Raw genomic sequence first — 22,429 nt, 5'->3', positions numbered from 1 at the left:
CGATTAGCCGTGTCACACAATGGCTTTAGGGTAAGCGCCTCGTCATTAGGCACAGTCTTGATGGTCGTGCTTGCTAGCGCCTAGGTCGCTAGGCGGTCGGCAGTACGATTTCAGCTGCCAAACCGCCTTCATGGCGGTTACGCAGTGTCAGCGTTCCACCATGCTCAAGCACCGTTGCCCGTGCGGCGGGCAATCCTAGACCTATCCCCCCGGTGTCTTTGTTTCGAGAGCCCTCTATGCGAAAGAATGGCTTGAACACGGACTCCAGATGCTCGGTCGCGATACCGGGGCCTTCGTCCAGAACTCGAATCTCGACCTTGCCAGCACCAGCGACAAGCTCAACAGTGCATCCGCCGCCGTACTTGATCGCATTGTCCAACAAGTTGGTGACCGTCCTCCTGATTCCAATAGGGCGACCCACATAAACGAGGCGGTCAGGACCGAACAATGGGATGTCCACTCCCGAGTCTTTATAGTCATCTACGACGGTCTGCAGCAGCGCAGCGAGGTCGAACGTCGTGGCTGGCTCTAGCCTCGCATCATCCCGGAAGAATTCCAGAGCGCTGTTTACCATTGCGCGCATCTCGTCCACGTCCCGGAACAGTCTGGCCTGCTGCTCCGTATCTCCGATAAATTCACCGCGTAGACGCATACGAGTCAGGGGTGCACGAAGGTCATGTGAGATAGCCGCGAGCATCTGCGTACGGTCATTTATGAAGTGCTGCAACTGAGCTTGCATGGCATTGAACGCCACAATGGCCTGACGGATTTCCCGAGGACCCTCCACGACAATCGGAGGTGATCTGAAATCCGTTCCAAAACGTCTCGCGCCCTGGGCGAAACGTTCCAGCGGGCTCGCCAGATGCCGCGTGGCAATCAGAGCGACGACAATCGTCGACAACAACACCGTGACCATCACGATCAAATTTTTTGGCACCACATCCAGCCCCCAGTTACGAGTAGGAGCCGAGAACATCACCCAGGAGCTGTCACTGAGCTCGATCAACAACACGTAACCTTTAGCCACATCAGGCGCAGGCCAATCGCTCGGTACGTACGCCTCGATCTTTACGTCAGACTGCTTTAGCTGACGACGCAAGATCTGCTCACCGGCTCTGAACTCAGGGTCATCCAGCTTCGGCATTCCTGCAGCGTCATGCTTCTCGAGCCATTTGACGATGAGCATCTCATCACTGGCTGCCTTCGCAATTCCAGGCCTTTGCTCGGGTATCGCAGCGCCGACTATCCGGGTAATGGTCGCGCACCTTTCGAGCAAACCCGTTTCCAGCAACGGTGGACGAGCCCAGATACCGGCCAACTGACTGAGGAGCCCATTGAGCGCCAATGCGGTCAACATGGCGGCCATCGTAGTCAATGCAATCCAGCGAGCCACCGTATCGCTGGAACGATGGACCGAAGCCAGCATGCGGCGCACTAGATTCATCGTTTCACCGCGACCTGTGGGGTAAATAGATAACCGCCATTGCGGACAGTACGAATCATTGGCGTTTCAATAACATCACTTTCCAGCTTGCGCCGTAGACGGCTGACTTGAACATCGATGCTTCGGTCGTAGGCTTCGTGAGCCTCGCCCCGTGTCAGGTCGAGCAACTGTTGTCGTGTCAGGACTCGCCGAGGATGCTCAGCGAATACCAGGAGCAGCTCGAATTCTCCGCCAGAGAGCGGGATCATTACGCCCTCCGGCGACCTAAGCTCGCGAAGCGCCACATCCAGCTCCCAACCGGCAAACCCCAGGATAGGCCGGGGCTTGTCGTTTCGTGCGTTATTGATGCCAGCGGTACGCCTGATAACAGCACGGACCCTGGCCAGAAGCTCCCGGGCATCGAATGGCTTGGTCAGATAGTCATCGGCACCCAGTTCCAGGCCTACGACGCGATCACTGAGTTCGCCCATTGCCGTGAGCATGATGACCGCTATCGCATAGTCGGCTCGCAATCGCTGGCAGAGCACCAGGCCATTCTCGCCGGGGAGCATCACGTCCAGGATCACAAGATCAGGCAGTTGCTTCTCCAGCGCCTGCCACAATGCACGGCCGTCTGTTGCCACATCCACGACATAGCCATGTTGCTCTAGGAATTTCTTTAACAGGGCGAGGACTTCAATGTCGTCGTCCACAAGTAATAAACGGATCATGGCTTCGTACACGGCACGCAGGAAGGAATATCTAAAACCATTGCGCGCCGCCCGTCATATATTTCAATTTGGGAATATTGTTTCCTCACAGAAGCGATAAGGAAATCTTCAGGAAAAACCGCTCAGGCAGCATCGCGAAAAATCCTCACCGAGATTGCTCGCATGCCAATCCTGAAGTCCGCATTGACACTTCGTATAACCGCTCTAAGCGTCGCCGCCGCATTGACCGTTGGCTGTGCAAGCACGCCACCTTCCCTCGCGACGTCGAGCTGCGCGGTTGAACCCGTTTCGGTCTATGACCCAGTGGAACCGCTCAATCGCGGCATCTTCGCGTTCAACCGCACTGTGGATGACCTACTGGCTCCCGTCGCGCGCGGTTATCGTCACCTTCCGGGCGTCGTTCAAGACGGCGTTCATAACTTCGTCGCCAACTTTGGCGAGCCGAAGGTATTTATCAACGACCTATTGCAAGGCAATGCGAAGCGATCGGTGAGAACGGTGGGACGCTTCGCGCTGAACAGTACGGTTGGTTTACTCGGACTCGTCGATGTTTCCGGACGGTTGAATATCGAGCGGCACGAGTCTGACTTCGGTCAGACCTTCGGCGTATGGAATCTGGCCAGTGGTCCGATCGTTGAGCTGCCATTGCTGGGTACATCCAACCTCAGGGACGCTGCGGGGAGACTCCTGAGCTCCGTGGTTTCGCCGTTGAATTCCGACAGCGATACGATTGAGACACTCGGCACGGTTGACAAGGTCGGAGGGGTAATCGATGGCCGGGCGGAATCATTGCCCTTGACCAGCAAACTCGAGAAAGAACCCGACTACTACCTTGCATTGCGTGACGAGGTAGCGAAACGGCGTGCCAACTTCGTTATCGAAGGCAAAACAGGATCGGCCGGCTCTGAACAGCAAAGCTGTAACGGGGAGAGAGACAGTGACTGATACAACGATGCGGCTTCATCGCCGGCTACGAGCCCCTGACCCGGACTCATTGCACTGCCGCGAGTTCGAACTCAACCTCACGAACGACAAGCGTTACCTGATACTCAGTCGCTACACCGAACTTTATTGCCGCGAACGACCCGGTTGGGATCTCGTGCATCATCACCAGGTGCCTGTGGCGAGTCTGATTCGCTGGATCATCAGCAACAGCGATGCGGAAAAGAATTAAAGACGCCCGAGCACGCCGTGTGCATCGGATCGCGAGAGTGGGAATAACAAGCGGAGCGGATCATTTGGCTGCATTACGGCTCGAATGGCCGCTTCGTGTGATCTGTCGTAACGCCTCTTGGGAGAGCTTCGCATTGACGCGGCGCTAGCGAGCCCCAAAAACAGGCAGGCTTCGCCTAATGCATTCACTGCAATGTTGATTCCGTTACACCGGAGCCGTGAGCTTCATCGATTCACGAGCTGCAAACCCTTCCTGAAAGCTTGCCAATTCTGGCGCTCCATGTCGCCACGCCAAGTCGGCGAAGCGAAAATCCAGGTAGCCCAATGCGCAAGCGACCGCAATTTGCGCAATGTTCAGTGACCCCTGAAGCTCCGTAGCCTGCTGTTCCAGCGTCATCAATGCGCGACGCACCTTGCCCAGCTGACCTTCGACCCACTCATCCCACTGCAGCTCAGCCGGACGCACGGCGCGCTCATATCGCACCAGGAGCGCGGCTTCCATCAGGCCGTCCGCCAACGCTGCCAGGCGTAGGGCGCGCCATCTTTCGGCCGCCTCTGCCGGGTACAGCCGAGGCCGGTCGTGCAGGCTGTCGAGGTATTCGCAAATCACGCGGCTGTCATACAGCACCTCGCCGAGATCAGTCAGTAGCACCGGAACCTTGCCAAGCGGATTGAGCGCATTGACCTGGTCATTGTGGGTAATCGGCAAAACAGCGGTATCGATCAGCTTCATCCGCTGAATCAGGTCGGTTTCAATCGCTAGCACACGGACTTTTCGAGCGAAGGGCGATGCGGCGGCATAGGTTAGTTGCATGATTAGGCCTCACTGCAAGAGTTGTTCGAGTGACGGGCAAAGCTTAGGCTTCGCCGCAGTTCAATGAAGGGGCGCACCATGGTCATAGACAAGAAGATCAACGCGGCCTCCGTGCGCATGAAATCGCTGGACCCGCTCGATCGCTGCCTGGAGTTGTTGCACTTTGGATTCCGTGGGCTGACCGTCGAGGCGGACGCGTTTCTCGGCGCCCAGGGTTTGTCCCGTGTACATCACCGTATCCTCTATATCATTGCCCGTGCCGAGAAGATCAACATAGGGGAACTGACATCCACGCTTGGCGTCAGCAAGCAAGCGATACACCGGCCGCTGACGCATCTTTTCGAGCGTGACCTTGTGTGCTACACGCGCCAGCCGGAGCGCCATCGCTACAAGCTGCTGGCGCTCACCGAACAGGGTGAGGCGTTGGAGCACCAGGCCACCGAGCTGGAGCGCGAGACACTGCGCCAAGCCTTCGCGCACACCGATGGCCCAGGCCAGGAAGCCTGGACGGCGGTGATGCTGGCCCTGGCCGAACGCCTCAACTAAGTGGCTCAGGTGATGCGCTCGCGTACCACGATGCACTTTGCCAGCGGCTGGATCAGCGCTTCTGTCGCCTCTTCGCATGAGACCACACTGGGGCTTACCAGCAACGGATCGCAGCGCCCGGTTGCCACCAGATCGAACACCTTGGGGATGTGCGGACGCACATTACATACCCCTACCGATAAGGTGACATCGCGAAGGTACATGCCAAACAGCGGAATTTTCGGATCCTCGAAAATGATGCCGATGCACGAGCAGTGCCCGCCCGGGGCCAGCGCCAGAAGCCCTCGGTGCAGCGCCTGGGGATCGCGCGTGGCCGAAACCACTACGTCGTAGCGCTCATCCAGTACCCTGTCCAACTCAACGTTCGCACCGCTTTTCCGAGCCAGGTCCAACCGATAGTCGCTGTCATCCAGATAGTCGACCTCAGCCGCCCCTGCCGCAACCGCCATTTGTACCGCCAACACGCCGAGGCTCTCGGTGCCGCCGACGACCAGCACTCGCGCATCGTCGCGCGTGGCGATGGGGCGGCTGGCTGCGACCCAAGCATCCGTCAGGTTGTCGCTGGCGCTGGCGACTGCCAGCGGGTTCAAGCCGGGCGGCAACGGCACCAGCATGGCGTCTGCGAACGGGACATGGACGACCTCCGAGAAAAGCCCGCCCCAGTTCCCTCCCGCCGGCACGCCATAAGCGGCGTGACGTGGCACCGCGGTACAGGCGGTGAATCGTCCGGCACGGCATTGCGGGCACTCACCACAGGCGATCTTCCAGGGCACCGACACCAGGTCGCCGCGCCGCACGCCTCGAACCTCCTCGCCGACCTCCAGCACTTCGGCCACGCATTCATGACCTAGCGCGAAGGGCGGTTTGAAGGGCGTCATGCCAGCGATCAAGCGGCGGTCGAGATCGCAGGACGCGGACGCGATAGGCCGCACCAATGCGCTGCGCGGGCTACCGAGCGCTGGAGACGGGGCGTCCATCCACGCCAGCTGCCCTCCCCCAAGAACCATCAGTTCTTTCATCGCCTCAGCCTCTGATCGCGAAGGTGGTCGTGGCTTTGGCGTATAGCGTTCCAGCATCGTCAACCACCTGGGCGTCGCAGATCGCCAGGCTTCGGGTGCGATCAACGACCCAGCCATCCACGCGATAGGTCTCACCCGCGATCAGGGGGCGTAGATATTTGACGTTCAGGTCGACTGTCGAATGCGCAGTCGTGGCTTCCAGCATCGAGAACAACGCCAATGCCGCCGCGCCGTCCAGACAGGTCGCTGCGAAACCACCATGTACGCCGCCGGCTGGGTTGAGATGACGCTCGTCAGGTCGAGCCTCAAGCCTGATGCGCCCTGGCGTCACGTCCACGGCGGTCATGGCCATCGTATGACCAATGGTAGGCGCGGCAATCTCACCGCGGATCAGCGCACGCAGGGCCTGCAAGCCCGAAGTCTCCGATTCAATCATGCAACGTCTCCATAATCGCAATGGCGTTGTGATGGGCTGGGTGCAAAACCGCCGGAGCCTCAAAGAGCCGGCGCACGCCAAAGCTGGTATCAGCCTCTTCAACGGTCACAACGAGAAGGCTCGTGAACTTGTGAAGCAGCTGCAGGCGCGATGACTAGCGCTAACCTATACGTTCTACGTGCATCAGGTCAACATTGTTGATGTGATGAGTCTTCTATTCACGCAGGCGGGTCAAGACGCCGCAATTTAGAAGCACTCGTCATGTCCCGACGGCACTGGCGGTAACCCGCACACGCTCCTGCTGATGGTCGGCCTGTCGTCCGAGTCGCCATCCCAGGCCGGCCCAAAGCAATGCGCAAACCGCTCCGATCATTGCGCCCAGACCGGCGCCCTGCCCTAGCATGTCCAGCAGACTCTTGGCCCACCCGCTGACGGCGTCACCGCCGCGATAGACCACCGTGTCGATAAACGTCTTGGCCTTGTATTTGCTCTCGGCATCCAACGGTGCAAACAGCATTTCCCGTCCCGGCCGGACGAATGCGTATTCGCCGATGCGTCGGACAATCATCAGGGTCGCGAGCAGAGCGAATCCGGGTGCCAGCGCGAGGCCAACGAACCCGATGCACATGAGTAGCGGCACGACCGCCAGCAACACGCGCACCCCCAGTTTCTGCGCGATACGTCCGGTGATGAACAGCTGCGAGAGTAAAGCGCCGACCTGCACGATGACGTCGATGGTGCCGAAGACCCGGACCTGCATCTCGCGATCGGGGAATTGTTCGGCCACCAAGCGAGCCTGCTCGAAGTAGAGAAACGTGGTCACGGTCGACAATAGCACCACGAATCCAGCGATCCCCAGCAAGTACGGTGACCTGAGCACCGACGTCAGTCCGCTGAACGGATTGCCGGGCAGCGGCTGTCGGGGATGTTCCGACGGCGCGGCGCCGGGCCGGCCAGCACCGCCCACTTCACGCCACCGCATCAGCGCCTGTTTCAATACAAGCGTGACGCCGAGCAAGAGGGCCGCCACGAACATCAATCCCGCCTCGCCAATGACGCCGATGAGCAGCGCGCTCAGGGCCGGTCCGAGCAGCCCGCCGACGCTGGCGCCCGCCGCGATGAAGGCGAACAGGCGTTTGGCCTGCTCGTTGTCGAACACATCCGCCATCAGGCTCCAGGCCACGGAGACAACGAAAAGGTTGTAAACGGATATCCATACGTAGAAGACGCGGGCCAGCCAGATGCTGTCTGGCTGAAATTGAAACAGCTCGACGAATACCAACAGGTTGATGGCAAAGAAGCCGTACACCCAATTGATGAAGCGCAAACGTGGAACCTTGGAGCTGAGCCAGGCGAACAGCGGAACGGCGGCCAGCATGACCAGGAAGGTGACGGTGAATAGCCACTGGAGATTCTCGACGCCTGCCGCGATGCCCATCGATTCGCGTATGGGACGCAGCATGAAGTAACCGGCGAAAAGGCAGAGAAACAACAGAAAGCCCGATAGCGCCGGTTGTAGCTCTTGGTCACGGGCATTGATAGCGAGGCTTAACCGGCGCAAATAAGAAGACGTGCTCATGGGAACTCCACGATGAAGACAGCAGGCGGCTGCTAGGAGCGTCGGGCACGGGCGGCGCCCATGCCCGCCAAGCAATCAGGGATAGGTAACGCCCGTTAGCTGCTCGGAGACCGCCCAAAGCCGCTCGGCATCTTGCTTGTCGGTGGCGGTTGGCGGAATCTTTGCCAAGCCCAACGGCCCGCGTTTTTGATCTTCCCCGATCGGGCCGTAATAGGCGCCGCCGACAGCCTCTGGAGCAGTGGCAGCATAGAGCGTCGACAGCGCCCCCTGAGCCGCGGAGTGGTATTCGTCGCGATCCTTTGCCCAGCGCTGGCCGAATTCGCTGTTTAACCCGGGGCCGCGTGCGATTAGCTCGGTCACGGCGACGCCCGGGTGCGCAGCAATGGCCTGGACACCCCACTCGGCGGCCTCGCTGCGCCGCTGCAAGGTGAACATCCAGTGGAGGATGGCCAGTTTCGACTGCGCATAGGCCGCCAGCGGGTCATATGCCTGCTCGGCCTGGAGGTCGTCGAAGTTCATCTGCCCGCGAGCGGCAGCAATGCTCGAAACGCCGATTACACGAGCATCTTGACTCTCCTGCAACAGCGGCAACATCAGACCGGTTAGGGCGAAATGCCCCAGATAATTGGTCGCCAGCTGCAATTCGAAGCCGTCGGCGGAAGTGCCGCGTTCGGGCGGCGCCATGATGGCGGCGTTGTTGATCAGCACATCGAGCCGCGGCAGCCGCTGATTGAGACGCTGGGCCAGGCCTCGTACGGAAGACAGATCGGCCAGGTCCACGGCCTCGAATTGCACCTTGGCATCGGGCACGGCCGCCTGGATACGGGCGATGGTCTGTGCACCACGCTCCGGATTGCGGGCGGCGATGATGACCTCAGCGCCCGCACGCGAAAGTGCTAACGCGTCCTCATAGCCCATTCCGCTGGTGCCACCTGTGATCAGGACGATGCGCCCCTCCTGGGATGGCATGTCACTGGCTGACCAATCGGGGGGCGGTGCGACGCGGCCAGCGGCCTCAATGCTCACTGCAGCTAGCAACGTGGCGCCAGCGGTCAGCGTGCGCACCAGCTTGATAACGCGGCTTTTACTGTCCGCCATATCCATCACTAATGTTCTGTTCCACATGACTGAGTTCTCTATTGAAGTAGTGACTAGCGCCGCCAGACCTGTGACGGCATGTGTACACGACCCACAGGCCGCTACCGCGCGCATGGGTAAACCGGTCCGATGCGCGATACTCCGTCTCTTCGCCAGCGACAACGGCATCGCCTGGAAAGCGATCTCGCACTGGCTTTGGCCTCTACTGCAGCAGGCACGAATCGGCCTGTTTCAGAAAACTGACGGTTTCTGTTTTTCCTTCTGAAGTCAGGTACGTCATTTGCGCTCGCACGAGCTCGCACACTGGCGGCGTCGGTTCCTCGATGCGAATGACCTTGGCGATATCCAGTTGCATGCCGTATTGGTAGGCGGGGACATCGGCCTGCTCTGCGGCGCTTAGCGGTGAACCGCTTAGGGTGCTGCTGATCGCCATGAGGCTGGCGATCGACAAGTTACGGATGTTCATATGGACTCCTGGACGGCTGGTGACCCGCAGCCTTGACGGTTTTGCCGAAGACGGCTTTGCGAATGAGGAACGGCATCAATGCGGCGCTGGCGGACGCAAAGCCGGAGTTGACGCTCGATCAATGACAGGGCTGTCGGAGGTGATACGACTGCCCGGGAACGGACTGTCGGCGGCGTTGAGCTAGCGCTCGCGCAATCTCTGCAGGCTGGACACTTCGTGGACAACCGCCCCGTGACGGCACCTGCTGCGACCACTACGGTCCGGGCGCGCTTTGAAGGGAGTTTCAAGCTGGGCTGCAGGTCGAGGGCGGCCGCGTTCAGGGCATTGAGCGTGGTGTGTTCGGTGATTTCGGCGAGCGGGTTGGGATGCGCTCGCGATGGCGCCTCGATGGCTTGGGCGCGGCTATTCGGGAAGCTGGCGGTACCAACGCCGAAAGGCGTGGCGACCAAAGCAGGCGGAAGCTGTATCCGATTGGCCGCCATGCTGGCTTGGCGATCCCGCCCTGAACCAGGCCAATCACGCACCGCATTTGGCATTTCCACGTTGATTCTCCTCACCCTAGGTGTGGATGCACTCTAGGGCGGGAGGGCTGACGTCAAGGTGACAGTTGGCTAACAGGAAGATATCAATCGCTGACGTTTGACGACGTGCGCCCGGACGGCTCGGATTGAACGGTAAGGGTTAACGGATGGTTTCGCTCGTCAAGGAAAATCCGATGGTATTGACTCCGTCCTCACTGCGCGCGAAGACCTGCCCGCCATGCATGGAGGCCACCGCCCGCACGATTGAGAGCCCCAAACCGTGGTGCGCGTCACTCCGCGCCCTGGCCGCGTCGGCGCGATAGAAGCGCTCGAACAGACGCTCCAGATGGGTATTGTCGATGGGCTCGCCCACGTTGGAGACGCTGACCTCGGCCTGCATGCCGTCACGGACCAATCTCACCGTGATGGTGCTTGCCGGAGCCGCATAGCGGACTGCGTTCTGCAGTAGATTTGCCAGGGAACGATGAAAAAGGCGTCGATCGATCCGTACGTGCATGTCGCCTTCGATCACCACGCTCAGATACTTGTCAGCCAGGGAGGGCTCAAGATAATCCACCGTCTTCGCCGCTTCCTCGCAAAGCGAGACATCGCTCAGCTCGGTGGCTCGCTGCCCGCTTGCGGCACCGGCCAGGAACAGCATGTCGTTGACTATCGTGCCCATCCGCTCCAGTTCCTGGAGATTCGACTGCAGCAACTCCTGGAGCTCAATCAGGTCACGCTCGTGGGCCAATGCCACCTGAGTCTGGCCGATCAGGTTTGTCAGTGGAGTACGCAGCTCATGCGCAACATTGGCATTGAAGCCTTCGAGCTGGCACCAGGCCTCCTCTTGGCGAGCGAGGGCGCCGTTGAACGACACCGCCAGTTCTTGCAATTCGTGAGGCAGCGCCTCGGTATCCAGTCGCTGCTTCGAGACCCCCGGTGGCAGGCTGTTCGCCTGGCTGCTCAATCGCCTGACAGGCCCCAGGCCGAAGCGCGCGACCCAGTATCCGAGCAATGCAACCAGCACCACACCCAGCGCTGAAATAAGAATCAGCGTTTCGGTGAAGTTGTTCAGAATCTCCATGGCGGGGGTTGAGTCCAGGCCTACGGCAAACTGCAGTTCCGGACGGCTGCCCATGGCCGGGATGGTTTTGAGCAGTACCACCATCGGGTGATACCGGTCAGCGAGTTCCATCCTGAAAAAACCATCCGGGCGCTTCGACCAGTCCCGACCATCGGGCATCGGCCCGCCGTAGCTATAGTCCGGGTTATCGACCAAGACCCAATAGCGCACCCGTTGATCCGAGGGCGTCAGGCCATCGAGCTTCTGACGCAAGCCGACCCAGAACGCCGGCGAATCGTATTTCGCAAGCACGGGGTCGAGTACCGAATGACGCAGTATCAGCTCACTATGAACCTGCTGCTCGAGCGACTGTTTCAAAGAACAGCGCAACAGTACCGCGCTGATCAAGGTGATCAGCATCACCGCCAGACCAAACATCAGCGCCAATCTTCTGGCGATCGATCCCTTCATCTGGCGACACCGCCGTGTTTGCCATTCTCTTCGCGAATTTCCAACACATATCCCATGCCGCGGACGGTGTGCAGCAATTTGCGCGGATAAGGCGCATCGACCTTGGCACGGAGGCGCATGATCGCGACCTCGACCACGTTGGCATCACTATCGAAATTCATGTCCCATACCTGCTCGGCGATCATCAACTTGGAAAGAATCTCTCCCTGATGCCGCGCCAGAAGGCTCAGCAGACAGAACTCCTTGGCCGTCAGATCCAGGCGTGTCCCGGCACGCATGACCTTGCGCGCCTGCAAGTCCAACTCCAAATCATCAATGCATATATGGGTCAGATCGGCTGCGTCACTGCCGCGGCGACGCACCAACGCCTGGATTCGTGCGACCAGCTCAGCAAATGAAAAGGGTTTCCCCAGGTAATCATCAGCGCCCTCTCGCAGTCCTCTGACCCGGTCATCCACCGATCCCCTGGCCGACAACATGATGACCGGAGTCTTCTTCTGCAAACGCAGGCCCTGCAGCACGCCATAGCCGTCCTTGCCCGGCAACATGACGTCGAGGATGACCACGTCGTACTCGATCTCCAGCGCGTAGTGCAGACCATCAATGCCGTTACTCGCCACGTCGACGATGTAGCCGAGCTCCGTCAAGCCACGATGAACATAAGAGGACGTCTTTTCTTCGTCCTCGACGATGAGCAGGCGCATGCGGCAACTCCTTTGTCGAAATCGCGGAACAGGCCGCAAGAGGCCCGATCCGGTCGTACGTAACACTGCAACCTACTAAGCGACGATAATGGCTCACTAGCCAAAGAGCTGTAGTTGGCGTTGTTGCGCAGCGGCCAGCTAGGGTCTATTCCATCCATCAGATTAGGGGATGATGGATGTCGGGAAGCTGACCGCTTCATAACATCTCCGTCAGAAAACACACTGATGCCGGTCCCGCGTCGCTGCGTGAAAGCGTTATCAGCATCTGGCGCCATTCGATATGGCCGGCCTTGCATAAACGTGCGCGCGAGGGGCCGATTATTTCTGTACGAGCGCGATGCGATAATCCACCGGTCTCTGGACGGCCCGTACGGCTAACCGTACAGTTTCGGCGGGTCACAGGAGAGCCGCATGCGCCAACCCAATCTAAGTGACGTTGCCCTGTTCAGCGCTGTCGTAGAAGCCGGCGGGTTCCGATCCGCCGCGCAGAAACGAGGGATCTCCGCTTCTTCGCTAAGCGACGGCGTGCGACGTCTCGAAAGCGACGTCGGCGTACGGCTGCTCAACCGCACGACCCGCAGCGTAACGGCAACCGCCGCCGGAGCACGCCTGCTGGAACGTCTACGCCCTGCCCTGCTGGAAATTCAAGCGGCCTTCAACGACCTGGATGACGATGAGCATCGCCCGATCGGAACACTCAAGCTGAATGTCCCGGTTCCCGTTGCGCGTTACATACTGCCGGATCTGCTGACGCGCTTCCTGAAGCTCTACCCCGGCGTGAACGTCGAGGTGGTAATGGAAAATACCTTCATAGATGTCATCGCTGCGGGCTACGACGCTGGCGTGCGCTATGAGGAGAGCTTGGCGATGGACATGATCGCCGTGCCGATCGGTCCTCGGCGCCAGCGCTTTGTGGCAGCCGCTGCGCCGGCGTACCTAGCGGCACGAGGCACGCCACATCACCCCGCTGAACTGGAACATCACGACTTGCTCGGCCACCGTTTCGAGAGCGGTAAGGTCGGCGTATTCGAGTTCGAGAAGGACGGCCGCACGTTCAGAATCCCTCCGCGCGGCCAGTTGCTCACGTCCTGCCACGATCTAAAGATCCGTGGCGCCGTAGCCGGGCTCGGCATCCTCTACACCTTCGAGGAGTTCATCCGCCAAGAGCTGGCCGACGGCAGCCTGGTGCCCATCCTTGAAGACTGGTGGCAGGCCTTCGACGGCCCCTTCCTGTATTACCACGGGCGCCGTCACATCCCGTCACCGCTGCGAGCGTTCGTGGATTTCATCAAGGCCGAAGCCAACGCCTAGTCGCCCGTACGGCATCTACTACCGAACCCGCTCCCATTCGATGTGAACGCTGGTTCCGTCAGGGCGACGGAAATTTTCGATCATTCGTTCACCCTCGACCCTTAGCTGCAGTTCATCGCGGGTACGCACCGCTCCTACCCAGTTCGGGAACGTTGACCCCAGGACGGTGTTGCCGCTGAACTCACCGTTCTGGTCGACGCTGTAGCGCCCGAAGAAGCCGATCCCGCCGACCATCGCCGCCCGATTCTCCTCATCCGTGCCTTCGCCACGTACCTCGGAGGCGAATTTCGGAACGCGCGGGTCGGTCAGCACCTCGACGAAGGTCAGCTCCTTTGTGAATACCAGCCAGCCATGCGGGTTAGGTCCATAGGCATTCGACCTGACGCCTTGTCGCTCGGTCGTTGCGCTAACCATCGTCCAGGTTCCGACCACATGATTGTTCGGCTCGGCGAGCGCTGCGTTACGTGCGCAAGCGGACAATGCCACTACCCCGCTCAAGACGATTGCGAGCATTATGATTTTCATAATTTGTACCTGCTGCATTCCTCGAATGTCGTACCTGAAGACAGTGCCTTCTCGGCAGGCTCTTGATGAAGAGCCTGCGTCTGGTCATTGGGTCACGACGGGCATTTGTCGGCGAACAGCGCCTCGGCTTTGTAGGCGTTGAGCTCTTGCAAACGCTTCGTCAGCGCCGCATGGATGTTGTCGTATGCAGCGCTACCGAGCGCGAGGCGAAACGGCGGGTTGGGCTGGTCAATGGCGCGCATCATGACTTCCACCGTACGCTCCGGATCCCCCTTCACCGGGAAGGATCCTGACCGCAGTGCGGTACGCACGTTGTCAGCCGGCGTACCGGCATAGTCGGGCCGTGCCTGGGCATAATCGATGCCTGCGCCGAAATGCGTGTCGGTTGGTCCAGGTTCGGCCAGCATAAAGTCGATTCCGAATCCGGCCACCTCCTGCGCGACCGCCTCGATGAACCCTTCAATGCCCCATTTGCTTGCGTGGTACAGGCTGAACCCGGGGTAAGCCACCTGACCGCCTTCGGATGAAATCTGAACGATGCGCCCACCGCCCTGCCTGCGAAGATGGGGCAGTACCGCACGGATGAGCTGGATACTGCCCGTGAGATTGGTCGCCAACTGCCGAGCGAGCTGTTCATCGCTCAGCTCTTCGGCGGCACCGACCAGCCCATAGCCTGCATTGCTGACAATGATGTCAATGCGCCTAGCCTGCGTAAAAGCCGCATCGACTGCCTGCCGAATATTAGCCGTATCGGTGAGTTCCAGCGCAAGGGGATGCAATTGCTCCGGGTAACGTGCCTTTAGATCGTCCAAGGCGCTGAGGTTGCGTGCTGTCGCGATCACGTGGTCCCCTCGCGTCAGCGCACGCTCCGCAAGTACGCGTCCGAGGCCAGAAGATGTGCCAGTGATAAACCAGGTCTTGGTCATGAAGCTCTCCTCACAATGATTGAGAGCTTCATGCTAGTCCTGCATCATTGCTGCCAGAATCCCCACCAAACAGAACGTGCTGGTGAGAGAAATTCACCAATGAAAAGACCTTCCTGGAACGACCTGGACGCCCTCGCCGAGATTGTGGCGCGTCGCAGCTTTCGCGAAGCGGCGGACTCGCTTGGCGTGACCCGCTCCTCCCTCAGCCATACGATCCGCGCGATGGAGCGGGATCTCGGGGTGCGCCTACTGCATCGGACAACACGGAGCGTATCGCCTACCGCTGAAGGTGAACGGCTGATTGCCGGGATGCGGCCGCTGATCAACGCCATGGATGCAGTTCTGTCCGACCTCGCGCCTTCTCCTGCGCAATTGCGCGGCGTGCTCCGCATAAACGGCAACGAAGGGGGGATACGAACGTTGTTGTCCAGCGTGGTGCCGAAATTCATCGAGCAGTATCCTCGCGTAGAACTGGATCTGGTCACTGACGGCGCGCTGGTGGACATCGTCGAGCGGGGGTTCGACGCTGGCGTCCGCTTAATGGAGGCAGTGCCACGTGACATGATCGCCGTGCCTCTGGGGCCTCCCGTGCGGTTCATTGCAGTCGCCTCGCCGGCCTACCTGAGCAGCCAGCGTCCGATCAATGAACCGGAGGCCCTTCGGGAACAATGTTGCATTCGCCAACGGCTACCGAGCGGCAAGCGCTACCGCTGGGAATTCGCTCGTGAAGGCAGAACGGTTTCAGTCGATGTGCCGGGGCAACTTACCTTGGATAACAACACGCTGATGGTGGAAGCGGCCATCGATGGGTTGGGCATCGCCTATGTTCCGCAGCCTTATGCGGACGCTGCCATAGCCGAGGGCCGGCTGGTAGCCGTCCTGCTGGACTGGTGTCCTCCCGAGCCAGGACTCGCCCTTTACTATTCGGGGCACCGGCAAATACCGACGACGCTGCGCGCTTTCATCGATGTACTGAAGGCAGTACAAGCGAGCTAATTCGATGCGGAGACGATAGGGTCTTGAACGCTCCGCCGCCAAAGCGCCCTCGGGCCTGTTACGGCGAGCGAGTGGCGACTGGGCACCGGAACTTCCCACTAATAGGCAAGCTCGGCAGGCTCCACCGCCATGCCTTGCGCGCGAAACCCGTCCAGCACACCGTCAGGCACATCGGACTCGGTGATCAATTGATGAATGCCTTTCGCTGGGGCTACCGAAAAGGCTTCGACGGCGCCCAGCTTATCGGCCGTAACCGCCGCGACGACATAACCGGAGCGTTGGATCATCGCCCGTTTGGTTGCGACTTCGGCGAAGCTGGACACAGTAATGCCGGCTTCCGCATGCAGCGCGCAGATACCCAGGAAACAGAGGTCGGCCTGAATCCCCTGAAGCATTTCAACCGCTTGATGACCGGTAACGGCCATAGCGTCCGGGGTCAGCTCTCCTCCGATCATCAGCACTCGCACCCCCTCATACCGGCCAAGGGCAATCGCGACCTCGGGCGAATTGGTGACCGCGGTAATCTTGATGTCGATTGGCAAGGCGCGGGCAATATTCAGCGTCGTGGTGCCCGAGTCGAATATGACCACTTGCCCTTCTTGTACATACCGCACCGCTTGGCGCGCCAGGTCTCGCTTGATATCGCTGGGTTGTTGGGCGCGCGTGAGGTAATCCTTGCCCGAGTCGCTTGAGCGCGGCAGGCCTCCACCATGAACACGTTGCAAAAGGCCGGCGCGGCCCAATTCGTTGAGGTCACGGCGAATCGTATCTTCTGACACCTTGAAGTGCTGGCTGAGATCGGAAGCCATCACCTTGCCCTCGCGCTCAAGCATGAGCAGGATCTTCTGGCGACGAAGCATTGGCAGTTTGCCGTCTTGTTCTGGAGCGTGCATGTTTTTGCCCGGTTATTGACGTAAGCGCATCCTAGGGCGTCAGAGGTTGCGGCTCAAGACGCACGCACAAATCACCTTACAGGGAGGCACTTGTATCAGACGCAGCTCGGATGGTTGCCCAGGAGCGGTGAATAAGGCCGGTATTTGGCCGAACGCGGCCCACCCATACAGGCCGCGGCGGCGACCATGCCCAGCGCGTTGTTATGGCCGGCTCGCGCTGCCAGGTGCTCAGCGCCAGACTGAGCAACAGCACCGGCAGCACGCCGAAACATCACCCTTGTTCGCGGCTTGTCAGGAATCGACGCAGGGTTTGGGCTACCGGACCGACAGGCTCGTCCAGACGATGCGCTAGATAGGCCTCATGGTTCACCTCGCCGTTTCGGCCGAGATTCGCGATACCAAGACGGACCAGTCGCCCCGCGTTCAGGTCCTCCTGCACCAGCCATGCCGGCAGCCTGCCCCAGCCGAGGCCTGTTTGGATGAGTACCAGCTTCGCTTCCTGGGTGTTCACCCGACAGGTATGTGGCGAAAGCACGCCAAAGGTTCGCCCTTCGGACAGCGGGCTGGGATCCGTCAGCACGATCTGGAGATGATCAGCGAGTTCCGGCAATCCTAGCGGAGTTTGTTCGGTTAACCGGGCCAGCGGATGGTCCGCCTGCACAACGGCAATCTGCTGAACCGCGCCGATCGCTTCGAGCTGGATTCTTGGGTTTCGAAAATCTTCGCCGACGATGATCGCTAGCGTGCAGCGCTTGTCTTCCAGGGCAGCCAGGGGGCCACCCAGAGGCTGAGATTCCAAGCGAAAGGTAGTCGACGGGTACTCGGCTCGTACCCTGCGCATTGCCTGCGCCACCGCGGCGATCGGGTAAAGCGTATCCACGACAATCGCCAGTTCCAGCTCGACCCCTCCAGCGAGCGCGCGAGCACGGGCACGCATGGCATCCGCTCTGAGCAGCAAGTCCCGCGCGTTGGCCAGCAGTGCCTGCCCCTGCGGGGTCAGCGCCGGACGATAGCCGGTGCGGTCGAACAGTTGCACGCCCAACTCGGACTCGAGGTTGGCAATGGCATGGCTGACCGCCGATTGCACCCGCAGCAGTCGAGTCGCGCCAGACCGGAAGCTGCCGCTATCGACCACCGTGACGAAGGTTCTGATCTGATCAAGGGTCATTCCATCCAACATGATCTTATCCATCGATCGGGTTGTTCGGTTTTTTATCACTCTTGCGGAGCGTTTTAAATGGATAGGCTTGCCTCATTCCAACCTGAACGAGGCGACGACCATGGCGAAAGTACTGGTTCTCTACTATTCCTCCTACGGCCACATCGAAACCCTTGCGCAATCAGTCGCCGAGGGCGCGCGCCAGGCTGGCGCGCAGGCGGTGGTGAAACGCGTACCCGAGCTCGTCCCTGGGGCTGTGGCCGAAAAAGCGGGATACAAGCTCGATCAACCAGCCGATGTGGCTAGCGTGGCGGAACTGCCCGAATACGACGCGATCGTTATCGGGACGCCGACGCGTTTCGGCAACATGGCTTCTCAGATGAAAAATTTTCTCGACCAGTGCGGCAGCTTGTGGTTCGAGGACCGGCTGGTCGGCAAGGTCGGTAGCGTGTTCACCTCGACCGGCAGCCAGCACGGCGGCCAGGAGAGCACGCTACTGGCGACGCACACTGTTCTGCTCCATCTGGGCATGATCATCGTGGGTCTGCCCTATAGCTTCAAAGGCCAGTTGCGAATGGACGCGATCACCGGCGGCACCCCGTACGGCGCTTCGACGCTGGCTGACGATGGTAACGGCGGCGATCGGCAGCCGAGCGACAACGAGTTGCAAGGGGCCCGTTTCCAGGGCTGGCATGTCGCTCGAGTCGCCGAGGCGCTGGCCGCATCGCCTGTCGGAATACCCCAATGAATGCCACCGCGGCGAGTACGCGGCCCTCCTCGCTCGTCTGGTTAGTGTTGGGCTGTGGCGTGGTGGCGGCCTTGTATGTGGGCAAAGCCGCCATCGCGACGCCCGCGCTTCAGGCTGACTTGAATCTCAGCCTTGCCGAGGTCGGCTGGCTTACCGGGATATTCGCAGTGCTCGGGCTCATTGGCGGTGCGCCGGCGGGTGCACTGGTGGCGGCTGTTGGTGACCGACGCACACTGCTTATCGGTCTGGGAACGATGACGTTCGCAGGTGCAGCGGGTGCCATGGCCGGCTCGTATCCGATTCTGCTGGGCTCGAGGCTGGTGGAAGGGTTCGGTTTTCTGCTGACCATCGTCGCCGGTCCGGCGCTGCTGCAGCGCGTCACGACCGGCGCGCAGCGTGACATGGCGTTTTCACTATGGAGCTGTTTCATGCCATGCGGGATCGCCCTCGCGATGCTAGCCGGGCCGCTGTTCCAGACCTGGCAATCATTCTGGTGGTCGAGTTCGGGTCTCGCCGCTGCGGCGGCAGTAATGGTGGCGCTCTGTGCGCCGCGAGGCGGCTCGCCAGGCGACTTTGCACCGGGGCGCATGATCGAAGGCATCCGCCGGCTGCTTTGCGCCAAAGGCATCCTGTCACTGGCGATCGGTTTCGCGCTGTACAGCCTGATGTTTTTCGCCCTGTTCAGCTTTCTTCCGGTCCTGTTGATGGAGCGTATGGAGGTGTCCTATCGAAACGCCGGTCTGTTGGCCGCGCTGGCGAGCGCCATCAACGTCAGTGGCAACCTCGCCGCCGGTTTTTTGATGGCGCGCGGAGCCGATCGCGCATCGCTCATAGCCGTTGCAGGCGGCATCATGGGGGCGTCGGGGATCTGCATTTTTCTGGGGTTCCTTCCGGCCCTGCCGACGCTGCTGTTGTGCCTGCTCTTTTCCGCAGTTGGAGGGCTGATTCCTGCCACCTTGTTGGCCTGCGCACCGCTGCTTGCAGCTCAGGCCGCGCTGGTACCGATTGCGGTCGGTCTGATCATGCAGGGAAGCAATCTCGGGCAACTGATTGGTCCGGTTGCGGTGGGCAGCGCAACGGCAGCGTTCGGCTGGAGCGCAGCCGGTGCGGTGGTGCTGATTGCAGCAATCGCGATCAATCTAGTCGCGCTGCGTCTACGTCCCGTCTTCGCCGCGGCGAAACGCGACGCTGTTACGGCGCGCTGAACCGGTGGCAACGATGACCGATCCGCGGTCGCCCGGTGTCATTTCATTCCCAGGCGCTCGCGCATGTCCGCCGTAATCCGTTGTCCCGTCTCGTCGATACCGATCCAGGGGTCGTCATCGCCCTGCTCTTCCAGCCGCGGAATAAGGTTGCGAATGGTCCAGAGATTGGCGCCCTTGAGTTCGGCCAGCTCGTCGCGATGAATCGGCACCGACACACCCAGGCCTTCCCGGGCGCGTACCGAGTAAGCTGCGACCGTGCTGGCGCCCTTGCTGTTGCGCAGGTAGTCGATGAAGATCCGCCCCACCCGATTCTTCGGCCCGCTGACCGCCGAGAAATGCTGCGGCAACAACTTGGCCATGTACTGTGCGATGGCTTGGCTGAACGCCTTGACCTCGCCCCAGCCGTGGACCGGTTCGAGCGGCACCAGAATATGCAATCCTTTGCCGCCGCTGGTCTTGAGGAAGGATTGCAGACCGATTTCATCGAGTAGCGTCTGGGTCAGCTGCGTGGCTTCGATCATGCGCTTCCACGGCAGCGCCGGATCGGGGTCGAGATCGAGGACGAAGCGATCGGGATGATCGAGCACCGGCGCCACCGCGTTCCAGGTGTGCAGCTCGATGGTGCCCATCTGCGCGGCGCTGACCAGCGCCTCGGGCGTGTCGATGGTCATCAGCGCGGCGTGGTCGGGAAACAGCGCAGTATCCAGCTGAGTGATGTGCGGGATGCTCAGCTTCTCGGTGTGTTTCTGGAAGAACAGTTCGCCATCGATGCCTTCCGGTGCCCGCACCAGTGCCAGCGGTCGGTGGCGCAGATGCGGTAGCGCCCAGGGCGCCACCTCGGCATAGAAGCGCGCCAGTTCCATCTTGGTCGCGCCGATGGATTTGTCGATGACGCGCTCTGGATTAGAGATCTTGATCGTACCGGCGGTACTCTTTGCCGTGCCGCCCCTGGGCTTGTGCGATGTCGCAGCCTTCTCCGCCTTCGCCGGGCGCTCCTGGGTAATGGCTTCAGCGGGCTTGTCGGAACGCAACCCGTGAAATACCGAATGGCGAATAACACCCTGGCGGGTCATTTCCGCGTAGGCGACTTCACACATCAGCTCTGGCTTCAGCCAGTGCGCGCCCCGCACATCAGCAGGAGGTGGTGCCTTGGCCAGTGGGCTCTTGTCGATTTCCAGCGGTTTAAGCTTGGCGTGCAGGTTCTTCAGCGTGACCTGATTGAAGCCGGTGCCCACCTTACCCGCATAGTGCAGTTCGCCTTCGTCGTTATGCAGCCCGAGCAGCAAGGCCCCGAAGCCGCTGCGCGCGCCTTTGGGATCGGTGAAGCCGACGATGATGAACTCCTGACGGTTCTTGCATTTGACCTTCACCCAGCTGTTGCTGCGCTTGGAGACGTACGTACTGCCGGCGCGTTTGCCGATCAGCCCCTCCAGCTTCATTTGGCAGGCGCTCTCCAGCACACTCTCCGGCTCCTCGGTGAAATCGCCGGAAAATCGCAGCAGTTCGTTGTCATTCTTCTCAAGCACCTGTTCCAGCGCCGCCCGGCGCTGCTCCAGCGGGACTTCGCGAAGATCCATGCCATTCAGGTACGGTAGATCGAACAGGTAGTAGACGATGGTGCCGCTGCGCCCGACCTCGAAGGCGTTCTGCAGCGCCTGGAAATCTGGCGTTCCGTCCTCGTTGGGCACCACCACTTCGCCGTCCAGCCAGGCCGATTCCAATCCGAGCGCCGCCAGCGCTTCGGCTTGCTGTGGCATCTTGGACGTCCAGTCGTGACCGTTGCGGGTAAATAGCTGCACCCTGCCGGATTCGATCCGAGCCATGATCCGATAACCGTCGAACTTGATCTCGTAACGCCAATCGCCATCGGGCACCGAATCGACCAACGTGGCCAGCTGCGGTTTGATGCTGTCGGGCAAGGACGCGGGTCTGGCGCCAGACAAGCTGGCTTTTCTGGATTTGCTCTTGCGTGCGGCGGGCGTTTTGATCGGCTTGGCATCGGTTTCGAGTTTCGCCTTGCCGCGTTTGCGCGGAATCAGCGTGCGATCGCTGAGCACGCTGTCGGGCTGTTCCCTGACGATGTCGTACTCCTGCTCGGGCCGTGCCGCCTCATCGTTCGACTTGATCAGAAACCACTGTTCCTTGCCGCCGTCCATGCGGGTGCGCACCAAGTTCCAGCTGCCGCTGAGTTTTTCCCCTTCCAGGGTGAATTTCAGCTTGCCCTTGCGGTAACCCTCCTGTGGGTCGCCCTGCGGAATCCAGACACCGCGATCCCACACGATTACATCACCGGCACCGTAGTGGCCTGCCGGAATGGTGCCTTCGAAGGTGGCGTAATCGAGCGGATGATCTTCGACATGAACGGCCAGTCGGCGCGATTTAGGATCAAGCGACGGGCCTTTGGGTACCGCCCAACTTTTCAGCGTGCCGTCGAGTTCGAGCCGGAAGTCGTAATGCAATCGGGTCGCGTCGTGCTTCTGGATGCAGTACTGCAGTGCGTGGCGGGCGCCGCGCCGCCCCTTCGCCTTCGACTCGCCATCGGGTTCGGGTGTCGCGGCAAAGTCTCGCTTTCGATTGTATTCGTCGAGGGCCATGGCGCAGCTCCGTGATTTGCGCAAGCGA

22 protein-coding genes are annotated in these 22,429 nt (G+C 60.5%); 7 read left to right on the top strand and 15 right to left on the bottom strand.

The window, feature by feature from the left end; genetic code table 11:
* Positions 1 to 88: 88 nt before the first annotated feature.
* The gene (locus MCB86_RS00460; protein WP_239609025.1) at positions 89 to 1,444 is read right to left on the bottom strand and encodes an ATP-binding protein; all 1,356 of its coding nucleotides are present in this window, start codon (positions 1,442 to 1,444) and stop codon (positions 89 to 91) included.
* Positions 1,441 to 2,154 (bottom strand): response regulator transcription factor, encoded by a 714-nt coding sequence (locus tag MCB86_RS00455; RefSeq protein ID WP_045162249.1) that lies wholly within the window; start codon positions 2,152 to 2,154, stop codon positions 1,441 to 1,443. Before MCB86_RS00455 ends, MCB86_RS00460 begins: the two co-directional genes overlap by 4 nt.
* A gap of 162 nt (positions 2,155 to 2,316) precedes the next feature.
* Between MCB86_RS00455 and MCB86_RS00450 the strand changes: the two genes are divergently transcribed.
* Together MCB86_RS00450 and MCB86_RS00445 are read left to right on the top strand one after the other, a co-directional pair.
* Positions 2,317 to 3,099, top strand: a complete 783-nt coding sequence (locus MCB86_RS00450) for a VacJ family lipoprotein (protein WP_239609022.1) — start codon at positions 2,317 to 2,319, stop codon at positions 3,097 to 3,099.
* Positions 3,092 to 3,328 (top strand): hypothetical protein, encoded by a 237-nt coding sequence (locus MCB86_RS00445; RefSeq protein WP_239609019.1) that lies wholly within the window; start codon positions 3,092 to 3,094, stop codon positions 3,326 to 3,328. Before MCB86_RS00450 ends, MCB86_RS00445 begins: the two co-directional genes overlap by 8 nt.
* A 204-nt stretch (positions 3,329 to 3,532) precedes the next feature.
* Here MCB86_RS00445 and MCB86_RS00440 read toward each other — a convergent pair whose 3' ends face one another.
* Positions 3,533 to 4,141, bottom strand: a complete 609-nt coding sequence (locus tag MCB86_RS00440; protein ID WP_045162251.1) for a glutathione S-transferase N-terminal domain-containing protein — start codon at positions 4,139 to 4,141, stop codon at positions 3,533 to 3,535.
* Between the two features lie 78 nt (positions 4,142 to 4,219).
* Here MCB86_RS00440 and MCB86_RS00435 point away from each other — a divergent pair, with 78 nt between their 5' ends.
* The gene (locus MCB86_RS00435; protein WP_045162252.1) at positions 4,220 to 4,687 is read left to right on the top strand and encodes a MarR family transcriptional regulator; all 468 of its coding nucleotides are present in this window, start codon (positions 4,220 to 4,222) and stop codon (positions 4,685 to 4,687) included.
* Positions 4,688 to 4,692: 5 nt separating this feature from the next.
* Here the strand turns inward: MCB86_RS00435 and MCB86_RS00430 are convergent, their stop codons facing one another.
* The 7 genes from MCB86_RS00430 to MCB86_RS00400 form a co-directional block, all read right to left on the bottom strand.
* Positions 4,693 to 5,706, bottom strand: coding sequence for an alcohol dehydrogenase catalytic domain-containing protein (locus MCB86_RS00430; RefSeq protein ID WP_239609017.1), 1,014 nt, complete (start codon positions 5,704 to 5,706; stop codon positions 4,693 to 4,695).
* Positions 5,707 to 5,710: 4 nt separating this feature from the next.
* Positions 5,711 to 6,142, bottom strand: a complete 432-nt coding sequence (locus tag MCB86_RS00425; protein WP_045162254.1) for a PaaI family thioesterase — start codon at positions 6,140 to 6,142, stop codon at positions 5,711 to 5,713.
* 259 nt (positions 6,143 to 6,401) lie between these two features.
* Positions 6,402 to 7,721 (bottom strand): MFS transporter, encoded by a 1,320-nt coding sequence (locus tag MCB86_RS00420; protein ID WP_045162255.1) that lies wholly within the window; start codon positions 7,719 to 7,721, stop codon positions 6,402 to 6,404.
* Positions 7,722 to 7,796: 75 nt separating this feature from the next.
* On the bottom strand, positions 7,797 to 8,846 hold the full coding sequence (locus MCB86_RS00415; RefSeq protein WP_239609015.1) for an oxidoreductase: 1,050 nt from the start codon (positions 8,844 to 8,846) through the stop codon (positions 7,797 to 7,799).
* 175 nt (positions 8,847 to 9,021) lie between these two features.
* Positions 9,022 to 9,285, bottom strand: a complete 264-nt coding sequence (locus MCB86_RS00410) for a DUF2790 domain-containing protein (RefSeq protein ID WP_239609013.1) — start codon at positions 9,283 to 9,285, stop codon at positions 9,022 to 9,024.
* Between the two features lie 681 nt (positions 9,286 to 9,966).
* Positions 9,967 to 11,340: a heavy metal sensor histidine kinase gene (locus MCB86_RS00405; protein WP_239609011.1), complete on the bottom strand. Its 1,374-nt coding sequence runs from the start codon at positions 11,338 to 11,340 to the stop codon at positions 9,967 to 9,969.
* Positions 11,337 to 12,044 (bottom strand): heavy metal response regulator transcription factor, encoded by a 708-nt coding sequence (locus tag MCB86_RS00400; RefSeq protein WP_045162259.1) that lies wholly within the window; start codon positions 12,042 to 12,044, stop codon positions 11,337 to 11,339. The genes MCB86_RS00405 and MCB86_RS00400 overlap by 4 nt, the downstream gene beginning before the upstream one ends.
* 411 nt (positions 12,045 to 12,455) lie before the next feature.
* Between MCB86_RS00400 and MCB86_RS00395 the strand changes: the two genes are divergently transcribed.
* Positions 12,456 to 13,355 (top strand): LysR family transcriptional regulator, encoded by a 900-nt coding sequence (locus MCB86_RS00395; protein WP_045162260.1) that lies wholly within the window; start codon positions 12,456 to 12,458, stop codon positions 13,353 to 13,355.
* A gap of 18 nt (positions 13,356 to 13,373) precedes the next feature.
* Here MCB86_RS00395 and MCB86_RS00390 read toward each other — a convergent pair whose 3' ends face one another.
* Positions 13,374 to 13,868: a lipocalin-like domain-containing protein gene (locus tag MCB86_RS00390; RefSeq protein ID WP_239609009.1), complete on the bottom strand. Its 495-nt coding sequence runs from the start codon at positions 13,866 to 13,868 to the stop codon at positions 13,374 to 13,376.
* A gap of 104 nt (positions 13,869 to 13,972) precedes the next feature.
* Positions 13,973 to 14,806 (bottom strand): SDR family oxidoreductase, encoded by an 834-nt coding sequence (locus MCB86_RS00385; protein WP_239609007.1) that lies wholly within the window; start codon positions 14,804 to 14,806, stop codon positions 13,973 to 13,975.
* Positions 14,807 to 14,905: 99 nt separating this feature from the next.
* Here MCB86_RS00385 and MCB86_RS00380 point away from each other — a divergent pair, with 99 nt between their 5' ends.
* On the top strand, positions 14,906 to 15,802 hold the full coding sequence (locus MCB86_RS00380) for a LysR family transcriptional regulator (RefSeq protein WP_239609005.1): 897 nt from the start codon (positions 14,906 to 14,908) through the stop codon (positions 15,800 to 15,802).
* 98 nt (positions 15,803 to 15,900) lie between these two features.
* Here MCB86_RS00380 and MCB86_RS00375 read toward each other — a convergent pair whose 3' ends face one another.
* Positions 15,901 to 16,695, bottom strand: coding sequence for a DeoR/GlpR family DNA-binding transcription regulator (locus MCB86_RS00375; protein WP_239609004.1), 795 nt, complete (start codon positions 16,693 to 16,695; stop codon positions 15,901 to 15,903).
* 271 nt (positions 16,696 to 16,966) lie between these two features.
* Entirely contained in the window at positions 16,967 to 17,875 is a 909-nt protein-coding gene (locus tag MCB86_RS00370) for a LysR family transcriptional regulator (RefSeq protein ID WP_045162264.1), read from the bottom strand.
* Positions 17,876 to 17,975: 100 nt separating this feature from the next.
* Between MCB86_RS00370 and wrbA the strand changes: the two genes are divergently transcribed.
* Positions 17,976 to 18,602 carry an NAD(P)H:quinone oxidoreductase gene (gene wrbA, locus MCB86_RS00365; protein ID WP_045162331.1) on the top strand — a complete coding sequence of 209 codons (627 nt, stop codon included), beginning with the start codon at positions 17,976 to 17,978 and terminating at the stop codon, positions 18,600 to 18,602.
* Entirely contained in the window at positions 18,599 to 19,807 is a 1,209-nt protein-coding gene (locus MCB86_RS00360; RefSeq protein WP_239609003.1) for an MFS transporter, read from the top strand. The genes wrbA and MCB86_RS00360 overlap by 4 nt, the downstream gene beginning before the upstream one ends.
* Before the next feature lie 38 nt (positions 19,808 to 19,845).
* On the opposite strand, the gene ligD is transcribed toward MCB86_RS00360, so the two are convergent.
* Positions 19,846 to 22,401 (bottom strand): DNA ligase D, encoded by a 2,556-nt coding sequence (gene ligD / locus MCB86_RS00355; protein ID WP_239609002.1) that lies wholly within the window; start codon positions 22,399 to 22,401, stop codon positions 19,846 to 19,848.
* Positions 22,402 to 22,429 lie beyond the last annotated feature (28 nt).

The sequence above is a fragment of the Pseudomonas sp. KSR10 genome (genome assembly GCF_022355455.1).
In the GTDB taxonomy this organism is placed as follows: Bacteria; Pseudomonadota; Gammaproteobacteria; order Pseudomonadales; family Pseudomonadaceae; genus Stutzerimonas; species Stutzerimonas stutzeri_E.
The sequence above is the reverse complement of the archived record's forward strand: the minus strand, read 5'-3'. Positions and strand labels throughout refer to the sequence as shown.

What these genes read in the sequence shown, in the direction of transcription:
- wrbA (WP_045162331.1), top strand. Translation starts at nt 17,976, where the DNA reads ATGGCGAAAGTACTGGTTCTCTACTATTCCTCCTACGGCCACATCGAA.
- MCB86_RS00385 (WP_239609007.1), bottom strand. Translation starts at nt 14,806, where the DNA reads ATGACCAAGACCTGGTTTATCACTGGCACATCTTCTGGCCTCGGACGC.
- MCB86_RS00370 (WP_045162264.1), bottom strand. Translation starts at nt 17,875, where the DNA reads ATGTTGGATGGAATGACCCTTGATCAGATCAGAACCTTCGTCACGGTG.
- MCB86_RS00375 (WP_239609004.1), bottom strand. Translation starts at nt 16,695, where the DNA reads ATGCACGCTCCAGAACAAGACGGCAAACTGCCAATGCTTCGTCGCCAG.
- MCB86_RS00455 (WP_045162249.1), bottom strand. Translation starts at nt 2,154, where the DNA reads ATGATCCGTTTATTACTTGTGGACGACGACATTGAAGTCCTCGCCCTG.
- MCB86_RS00420 (WP_045162255.1), bottom strand. Translation starts at nt 7,721, where the DNA reads ATGAGCACGTCTTCTTATTTGCGCCGGTTAAGCCTCGCTATCAATGCC.
- MCB86_RS00395 (WP_045162260.1), top strand. Translation starts at nt 12,456, where the DNA reads ATGCGCCAACCCAATCTAAGTGACGTTGCCCTGTTCAGCGCTGTCGTA.
- MCB86_RS00405 (WP_239609011.1), bottom strand. Translation starts at nt 11,340, where the DNA reads ATGAAGGGATCGATCGCCAGAAGATTGGCGCTGATGTTTGGTCTGGCG.
- MCB86_RS00425 (WP_045162254.1), bottom strand. Translation starts at nt 6,142, where the DNA reads ATGATTGAATCGGAGACTTCGGGCTTGCAGGCCCTGCGTGCGCTGATC.
- MCB86_RS00360 (WP_239609003.1), top strand. Translation starts at nt 18,599, where the DNA reads ATGAATGCCACCGCGGCGAGTACGCGGCCCTCCTCGCTCGTCTGGTTA.
- ligD (WP_239609002.1), bottom strand. Translation starts at nt 22,401, where the DNA reads ATGGCCCTCGACGAATACAATCGAAAGCGAGACTTTGCCGCGACACCC.
- MCB86_RS00400 (WP_045162259.1), bottom strand. Translation starts at nt 12,044, where the DNA reads ATGCGCCTGCTCATCGTCGAGGACGAAGAAAAGACGTCCTCTTATGTT.
- MCB86_RS00450 (WP_239609022.1), top strand. Translation starts at nt 2,317, where the DNA reads ATGCCAATCCTGAAGTCCGCATTGACACTTCGTATAACCGCTCTAAGC.
- MCB86_RS00380 (WP_239609005.1), top strand. Translation starts at nt 14,906, where the DNA reads ATGAAAAGACCTTCCTGGAACGACCTGGACGCCCTCGCCGAGATTGTG.
- MCB86_RS00390 (WP_239609009.1), bottom strand. Translation starts at nt 13,868, where the DNA reads ATGCTCGCAATCGTCTTGAGCGGGGTAGTGGCATTGTCCGCTTGCGCA.
- MCB86_RS00430 (WP_239609017.1), bottom strand. Translation starts at nt 5,706, where the DNA reads ATGAAAGAACTGATGGTTCTTGGGGGAGGGCAGCTGGCGTGGATGGAC.
- MCB86_RS00410 (WP_239609013.1), bottom strand. Translation starts at nt 9,285, where the DNA reads ATGAACATCCGTAACTTGTCGATCGCCAGCCTCATGGCGATCAGCAGC.
- MCB86_RS00415 (WP_239609015.1), bottom strand. Translation starts at nt 8,846, where the DNA reads ATGTGGAACAGAACATTAGTGATGGATATGGCGGACAGTAAAAGCCGC.
- MCB86_RS00440 (WP_045162251.1), bottom strand. Translation starts at nt 4,141, where the DNA reads ATGCAACTAACCTATGCCGCCGCATCGCCCTTCGCTCGAAAAGTCCGT.
- MCB86_RS00435 (WP_045162252.1), top strand. Translation starts at nt 4,220, where the DNA reads ATGGTCATAGACAAGAAGATCAACGCGGCCTCCGTGCGCATGAAATCG.
- MCB86_RS00460 (WP_239609025.1), bottom strand. Translation starts at nt 1,444, where the DNA reads ATGAATCTAGTGCGCCGCATGCTGGCTTCGGTCCATCGTTCCAGCGAT.